Origin of the sequence: Trinickia sp. (genome assembly GCF_051953955.1) — a bacterium.
Lineage (GTDB): Bacteria > Pseudomonadota > Gammaproteobacteria > Burkholderiales > Burkholderiaceae > Trinickia.
Genome location: NZ_JBQCIF010000058.1, coordinates 1 through 7,003, shown reverse-complemented (window position 1 = coordinate 7,003; position 7,003 = coordinate 1). Strand labels below are relative to the sequence as shown.

7 protein-coding genes, 1 tRNA gene and 1 pseudogene are annotated in these 7,003 nt (G+C 61.4%); 8 read left to right on the top strand and 1 reads right to left on the bottom strand.

What is annotated here, in order from left to right; translation table 11 throughout:
- Positions 1–73 precede the first annotated feature (73 nt).
- Entirely contained in the window at positions 74–1,249 is a 1,176-nt protein-coding gene (locus ACTHNZ_RS11240) for a Do family serine endopeptidase (RefSeq protein ID WP_440542569.1), read from the bottom strand.
- Positions 1,250–1,268: 19 nt separating this feature from the next.
- On the opposite strand from ACTHNZ_RS11240, the gene ACTHNZ_RS11235 reads away from it, so the two are divergent.
- The 8 genes and pseudogenes from ACTHNZ_RS11235 to ACTHNZ_RS11200 all read left to right on the top strand — a co-directional run.
- Positions 1,269–2,015, top strand: coding sequence for a Nif3-like dinuclear metal center hexameric protein (locus ACTHNZ_RS11235; protein WP_440542568.1), 747 nt, complete (start codon positions 1,269–1,271; stop codon positions 2,013–2,015).
- Positions 2,016–2,330: 315 nt separating this feature from the next.
- The gene (gene petA / locus ACTHNZ_RS11230; RefSeq protein ID WP_440542567.1) at positions 2,331–2,957 is read left to right on the top strand and encodes a ubiquinol-cytochrome c reductase iron-sulfur subunit; all 627 of its coding nucleotides are present in this window, start codon (positions 2,331–2,333) and stop codon (positions 2,955–2,957) included.
- Entirely contained in the window at positions 2,958–4,340 is a 1,383-nt protein-coding gene (locus tag ACTHNZ_RS11225; RefSeq protein ID WP_440542566.1) for a cytochrome b, read from the top strand. It begins immediately after the preceding gene.
- 73 nt (positions 4,341–4,413) lie between these two features.
- Positions 4,414–5,130 carry a cytochrome c1 gene (locus tag ACTHNZ_RS11220; RefSeq protein WP_440542570.1) on the top strand — a complete coding sequence of 239 codons (717 nt, stop codon included), beginning with the start codon at positions 4,414–4,416 and terminating at the stop codon, positions 5,128–5,130.
- Positions 5,131–5,235: 105 nt separating this feature from the next.
- Complete coding sequence (locus tag ACTHNZ_RS11215) at positions 5,236–5,847, top strand: glutathione S-transferase N-terminal domain-containing protein (protein WP_006052302.1); 612 nt, start codon at positions 5,236–5,238, stop codon at positions 5,845–5,847.
- 75 nt (positions 5,848–5,922) lie between these two features.
- A complete protein-coding gene (locus ACTHNZ_RS11210; RefSeq protein WP_440542565.1) occupies positions 5,923–6,420 on the top strand; it encodes a ClpXP protease specificity-enhancing factor in 498 nt (165 codons plus the stop codon).
- Between the two features lie 19 nt (positions 6,421–6,439).
- Positions 6,440–6,515: transfer RNA gene (locus ACTHNZ_RS11205), tRNA-Thr, on the top strand.
- A gap of 161 nt (positions 6,516–6,676) precedes the next feature.
- Positions 6,677–7,003: pseudogene (locus ACTHNZ_RS11200) on the top strand (hypothetical protein); the annotation flags it as partial.

Sequence of the window (7,003 nt, the reverse complement as noted above, 5' to 3'; positions counted from 1 at the left end):
CGACCACCACGAGGATGAGGAACTCGCCGCCGTTGATGTCGAACACGGGTCCATCATCCCCCCTCGCGCCCGGTCAGTCGCTGGAGGCCTGCAAAGTCATCTTCACGGTGCGCTCCTTGTCGCCCGTGCGGACGGTCAGCGTGACGACGTCCCCCGGCGCCTGGGAGCGGATCGCGACGACCAGCGCGTCCGAGTCGCTCATCGGGCGGCCGTTGAACTTCGTGATGACGTCGCCGGGCTTGATGCCCGCCTTGTCCGCCGGGCCGCCTTGCAAGACGCCGGCCACGATCGTGCCGCGCTGCTCGAGCCCGAACGATTCGGCGATCGCCGGCGTGATGTCCTGCGGCTCCACGCCGATCCAGCCGCGCGTGACCGAGCCCGTCGTGATGATGCTTTCGAGCACGCTGCGCGCCGTGGAGACGGGAATGGCGAAGCCGATGCCGAGCGAGCCGCCCGAGCGCGAGTAGATCGCCGTATTGATCCCCAGCAGATTGCCGTGCGCGTCCACCAGCGCGCCGCCCGAATTGCCGGGGTTGATCGGTGCGTCGGTTTGGATGAAGTTCTCGAACGTGTTGATGCCCAGGTGGTTGCGCCCGAGCGCGCTGATGATCCCCATCGTGACCGTCTGCCCGACGCCGAAGGGATTGCCGATCGCGAGCACGACGTCGCCCACGCGCACTTGATCCATGCGGCCGAGCGTGATCGTCGGCAGGCTCGTCATGTTGATCTTGAGCACGGCGAGGTCGGTCTCGGGGTCGACGCCGATCACCTTGGCATTCGTGCGGCGCCCGTCGGCCAGCGCGACTTCGATCTCGTCCGCCCCGTCCACGACATGTTCGTTCGTTAGAATGTAGCCTTCCGGGCTCACGATCACACCCGAGCCCAGGTTCGTCGCAGTCTCGTCTTCCGGCTGTTGTTGCTGTTGCTGCTGATTCTTAGGATTGCCGAAGAAATAGCGAAACAGCGGATCCTTCGCGTGCGGATTCGGCGGCGTCGCGCCGGCTTTGCCGGAGAATACGTTGACGACCGCGGGCATGGCTTTTTGTGCGGCGTCGGCATAAGAAGTCATGGCGGGCCCCGAGCCGGACCCCGGCGCCACTTCACGCAGCGCGACGATCGGAGAGGCGAGCTGCTTGCCGAATTGCCCCTGATGCTGCAGCCATTGCGGCTTGAGCGTCACCACGATGAACAGCAGTGCGAGCAGCACGGTCACCGCTTGGGCGAAGAGCAACCAGAAGCGTCTAAGCATTTGAAGAATCGAGGTTTCTATGGATCGGATCGAACTTGAATTGTACTTGAACGACATGCTCGACATCGGGCGTTTCAAGGACTACTGCCCGAACGGCCTGCAAGTGGAAGGCCGGCGGCGCATCGACAAGATCGCGACCGGCGTGACGGCGTCGCTCGCATTCCTCACGGCGGCGGCCGAATGGGGCGCCGATGCCGTCCTCGTTCATCACGGCTACTTCTGGCGCAACGAAGCGCCGCAGATCACGGGCCGCAAGTACCGCCGGATCAAGCAGCTGATCGACAACGAGATCAGCCTGTTCGCCTATCACCTGCCGCTCGACGACCACCCCGAGGTCGGCAACAACGCGCAGTTGGGGGCGCGCCTCGGGCTCATCGGCGACACGCGCTTCGGTGCCGATTCGCTGGGCTGGATGACGACGCTGCCGATGCCGATCACGCTCGCCCACTTCGCGGCGCAGGTCGAACAGACGCTTGGGCGCGCGCCGCTCCTGCTCGGCGATACCGATATGGAACTGCGCCGCATCGCATGGTGCACCGGCGGGGCCCAAAGCTATTTCGAGGCGGCGATCGATGCCGGCGCGGACGTCTACCTGACGGGCGAGATCTCCGAGCAGACCACGCACGTCGCCGCCGAGAGCGGAGTCGCTTTCCTTGCCGCAGGGCACCATGCGACCGAGCGCTATGGCGTGCAGGCGCTTGGCGCGCACGTCTCCGAGCGCTTCGACGTCGAACATCTGTTTATCGATATCGATAATCCGGTGTGATGCAGCGCCGCAATTGATGCGAATCGCCGCGGATTTTCTCGAATCGCGCGGCATGCTTCCATGCCGCAATAAGCGTGCCGATCACGGCTGGCCTTGGTCTTTTAGCGCGCATTTCGGACCCGTGCAAAGTTAAAGGAAATACTTAACGAGAAGTAGATGCCCAAACGCCCCTTTCGGATGGGGGGAAACCCTTAAGAATCAATGCTTCGCACGGTTTTTGTCGGACGGCTCTTGTAAATGCCGACTCCATTCGCGCAAACTAGCGGCGGTGACGAAAGCGGTGACCGAAAATCCAACTCAGAAGTGGGGCGTGTGATGCGAGATAAAGAAGATGAACGCGTCGACAGCAGCCGCCGTACCTGGCTGATTACGACGACCGCAGTAGGCGGCTGCGGAGCAGTTGCCGCCGTTGTACCTTTCGTGGACTCCTTAGAGCCATCGGCGAAGGCCAAGGCGGCGGGCGCGCCCGTCGAAGTCGACATCAGCGGATTGCAGCCGGGGCAGTTGATGACGGTGGCCTGGCGCGGCAAGCCGGTCTGGATTCTGAACCGCACGCCCGACATGATGGCCGACGTGAAGAAGGCCGACCCGGAGGTGGTCGACCCGAATTCGAAGAACCCGTTCTCCATGCCGATGCCGAAGTACTGCCAGAACGAGTATCGGTCGCGCGAGGATCACAAGAACATCCTCGTCGTCGTAGCGGTCTGCACGCATCTCGGCTGCACGCCTACGCCGCGCTTCACGCCCGGCCCGCAAGCCAACCTGCCCGACAACTGGCCCGGCGGCTTCCTATGCCCTTGCCACGGGTCCACCTACGATCTGGACGGCCGCGTCTTCAAGGACAAGCCCGCCCCGCAGAACCTCGACGTTCCCCGCTACATGTTCACGGATTCCGCTGGGACGAAGCTCGTGATCGGCAAAGACGAAGAAGGAGAGGCGTAAATGGCGACAACGGAAAAGCAGGTGGAAACGACGGGGTTAGCCGGCTGGATCGACCGGCGGTTCCCGATGACGTCGACATGGAAAGCGCATCTGTCCGAGTACTACGCGCCGAAGAACTTCAACTTCTGGTACTTCTTCGGCTCGCTCGCGCTGCTCGTGCTCGTGAATCAGATCGTCACGGGCATCTTCCTGACGATGAACTACAAGCCCGATTCGCAGCTCGCATTCGCGTCGGTCGAGTACATCATGCGCGAAGTGCCGTGGGGCTGGCTGATTCGGTACATGCATTCGACGGGCGCGTCGATGTTCTTCGTCGTCGTTTATCTGCACATGTTCCGCGGGCTCATGTACGGGTCGTACCGCAAGCCGCGCGAGCTCGTCTGGATCTTCGGCTGCGCGATCTTCCTGTGCCTGATGGCCGAAGCGTTCTTCGGCTACCTGCTGCCCTGGGGTCAAATGTCGTACTGGGGCGCGCAGGTGATCGTGAACCTGTTCTCGGCGATTCCGTTCGTCGGCCCGGACCTGTCGCTGTGGATTCGCGGCGACTACGTGGTGTCCGACATCACGCTGAACCGGTTCTTCGCATTTCACGTGATCGCCATTCCGCTGGTGCTGCTCGGTCTCGTGTTCGTGCACATCGTTGCGCTGCACGAGGTCGGATCGAACAACCCCGACGGCATCGAGATCAAGGCCAAGAAGGATGCGAACGGCAAGCCGCTCGACGGCATCCCGTTCCATCCGTACTACTCGGTCCATGATTTCTTCGGCGTCTGCGTGTTCCTGATGGTGTTCGCGGCGATCCTGTTCTTTGCGCCGGAGATGGGCGGCTACTTCCTCGAGTCGAACAACTTCATCCCGGCGAACCCGCTGCAAACGCCGCCCGAGATCGCCCCGGTCTGGTACTTCACGGCGTTCTACGCGATGCTGCGCGCGACGACGGACCCATTCAAGATCGTGCTGATGGTCGTCGTCGGCCTGCTGGGGTTGCTGGCCCTTGCGCGGGCGCGCGGAAAGTGGCGTGTCGGTCTGCCCGTCCTGGCCGTGCTGCTGATTCTGTTCATGGCGTTCACCGAAGCGAAGTTCTGGGGCGTCGTCGTGATGGGCTCGGCGGTGGTCTCGCTGTTCTTCTTGCCCTGGCTCGACCGCAGCCCCGTGAAGTCGATCCGGTACCGGCCGTTCTTCCATAAGGTGCTCTACGCGATCTTCGTGCTGGCGTTCCTGACGCTGGCGTTTTTGGGGACGAAGCCGCCTTCGCCGGCGGCGACGCTGATTGCCCAGATCTGTGCGCTCATCTACTTCGCGTTCTTCTTGGGCATGCCGTTCTGGACCCGGCTCGGCACGTTCAAGCAGCCGCCCGAGCGTGTTCGCTACAAGCCCCATTAACTGCGAGCGAGGACAACACGATATGAAGACTTGGCTCAGTAAGCTCGTGCGAATCGGCGGGGCGAGCGTTGCGATGGCATTGGCGGTGGCGATGGTGCCGGCTCACGCGGAGGAAGGATTCGCGCTCGATCGTGCGCCCGATAACACGCACGACATCGCGTCGTTGCAGCATGGGGCGCAATTGTTTGTAAACTACTGCTTGAATTGCCACAGTGCGAACCTGATGCGATACAGCGCGCTGGAGCAGATCGGCATTTCGCAGAAGGAAATCGAACAGAACCTATTGTTTACTACCGACAAGATCGGCAGCCCTATGACGGTGGCGATGCGTCCGGACGATGCGAAGGCATGGTTCGGCGTGACGCCGCCCGATTTGTCCGTGGAGGCGCGCGCGCGCGGGAGCGACTGGCTATACACGTATCTGCGCAGCTTCTATCGCGACGATACGCGGCCGACGGGGTGGAACAACATGGTGTTCAACAACGTCGGCATGCCGAACGTACTATGGCAATTGCAGGGTGTGCGCACGGCCAAGTTCGAGGACGTGAAGGACCTGGAAACGGGCGAGAAGACGCATCAGTTTTCGGGCTTCCAAGTCGTAAAACCGGGGACGATGTCGCGGGTAGATTATGATTCTGCCGTGGCCGACCTGGTTGCGTACTTGACTTGGATGTCCGAGCCGACCCAGCAGAGCCGCCGACAGCTTGGTGTGTTCGTGCTGATCTTCCTGGGCGTACTGACTTTTTTCGCCTGGCGGCTCAACGCGGCGTACTGGAAAGACGTCAAATAAACACGCCGTGACACGGTGTGGGGCCGGCGCAAAGGAGCGCTCGCGCGGGTACGGCGCGAGCGCTCCGGCGTGCTGGCCCTTCAGCTTTTTGAGGAAATTTTAGACATGATGGTTTTGTATTCCGGCACAACTTGCCCGTTTTCCCAGCGTTGCCGGCTGGTGTTGTTCGAAAAGGGCATGGACTTCGAGATCCGCGACGTCGACCTGTTCAACAAGCCGGAAGACATCGCCGTGATGAATCCGTACGGGCAGGTGCCGATTCTGGTCGAGCGCGACTTGATCTTGTACGAATCGAACATCATCAACGAATACATCGACGAGCGCTTTCCGCACCCGCAGTTGATGCCGGCCGATCCGGTGCAGCGTGCGCGTGCGCGCTTGTTCCTGCTCAACTTCGAGAAGGAGTTGTTCGTTCACGTCGGCACGCTCGAGAACGAGAAGGGCAAGGCCGCGGAAAAGAATCATGAGAAAGCGCGCCTGGCGATCCGCGATCGGCTGACGCAACTGGCGCCGATCTTCCTGAAGAACAAGTACATGCTCGGGGAAGAGTTTTCGATGCTCGACGTGGCGATCGCCCCGCTGCTGTGGCGACTGGATCACTACGGTATCGAGTTGTCGAAGAATGCCGCGCCGCTGATGAAGTACGCCGAGCGTATCTTCAGCCGGCCGGCTTACATCGAGGCGCTGACGCCCTCGGAAAAGGTGATGCGCCGGTAAGTCGAGTCCGCCAGGTGCCGCTCGCGTCGTTGCAAGAGCGCGGGCGGTGCGCCGGGCCTCGTATGAGGACAGTTGATGCAAGAAATTTCGACTAAGCCTTATCTGCTGCGTGCGTTGTACGAATGGTGCACGGACAACGGCTATACGCCGCATATTGCGGTGCGCGTGGATAATCAGACACGCGTGCCTCGTCAGTTCGTGCACAACGACGAGATCGTGCTGAACATCAGCTTCGAGGCGACGAGCCAGCTGCAGATGGGCAACGAGTGGATCGAGTTCAGTGCGCGGTTCTCGGGCAAGGTGCACAAGATCGAAGTGCAGGTGTCCAACGTGCTGGCGATCTATGCGCGCGAAAACGGGCAGGGCATGGCGTTTCCCGTCGAGCCCGCGACAGGTGCCGCGCAAGGTGGGCCGGTGGCGAGCAGCGAGGTTCATGAAGCGGCCGATTCGGAAGCCGATGCGTCGTCGCGCGAGCGTGCACCGGAGGGAAGCGGCGCGGGTCACGGCCCTCGCACCGATGACGACGGCGGCAAAGGCGGCGGCGGCAAAGGCCACCTCAAAGTCGTGAAATGAAGTAGAATCGCCGACTCACGCCGGCTTAGCTCATCTGGTAGAGCAGTTGATTTGTAATCATCAGGTGGCGGGTTCGAGTCCTGCAGCCGGCACCAATGCAGAGGCGGGTCCCAGAGATGGGGCCCGCTTTTTTTTGTTCTACAAATCCCTGCTTGTTCTACAATTGTCTGAACACCGCCCCGGGGATAGCCGAGCCTACTTAGGCTGCGGCTAGTTGCAACGTACGGGTCAGAAAAACCAACAACACCCCCTCCACATGTCGGCAAGCATTCAATTGAAGCTTGATGGCGGACTGCTGCACGGTCCCCACAGCGTGACGGTCCGAACCCTCAGTCGCTCGATGACTAGCATCCAAGCGGCGGTCGACAGAGCGTTTTTGGATATCCAATTCGGCCAGGTTTTCAAGCATGCCCGGCTACCGATAAAGTACTACGAAGACGCCGACTTCATCGTCGGTGAAATGTCCGAAGGCAGCTTCGTAATCGATTTTCTGTCGGAACACGGTGGGCCGATCGTTCGTCGCCTAATCGATGCGATAGCCAACCCTTACAGGGAGGCCGTAGAGGGCGCAGACCAGGAAATC

Coding starts and splice junctions, on each gene's coding strand:
- ACTHNZ_RS11240 (WP_440542569.1), bottom strand. CDS start 1,249: ATGCTTAGACGCTTCTGGTTGCTCTTCGCCCAAGCGGTGACCGTGCTG.
- ACTHNZ_RS11235 (WP_440542568.1), top strand. CDS start 1,269: ATGGATCGGATCGAACTTGAATTGTACTTGAACGACATGCTCGACATC.
- petA (WP_440542567.1), top strand. CDS start 2,331: ATGCGAGATAAAGAAGATGAACGCGTCGACAGCAGCCGCCGTACCTGG.
- ACTHNZ_RS11225 (WP_440542566.1), top strand. CDS start 2,958: ATGGCGACAACGGAAAAGCAGGTGGAAACGACGGGGTTAGCCGGCTGG.
- ACTHNZ_RS11220 (WP_440542570.1), top strand. CDS start 4,414: ATGGCATTGGCGGTGGCGATGGTGCCGGCTCACGCGGAGGAAGGATTC.
- ACTHNZ_RS11215 (WP_006052302.1), top strand. CDS start 5,236: ATGATGGTTTTGTATTCCGGCACAACTTGCCCGTTTTCCCAGCGTTGC.
- ACTHNZ_RS11210 (WP_440542565.1), top strand. CDS start 5,923: ATGCAAGAAATTTCGACTAAGCCTTATCTGCTGCGTGCGTTGTACGAA.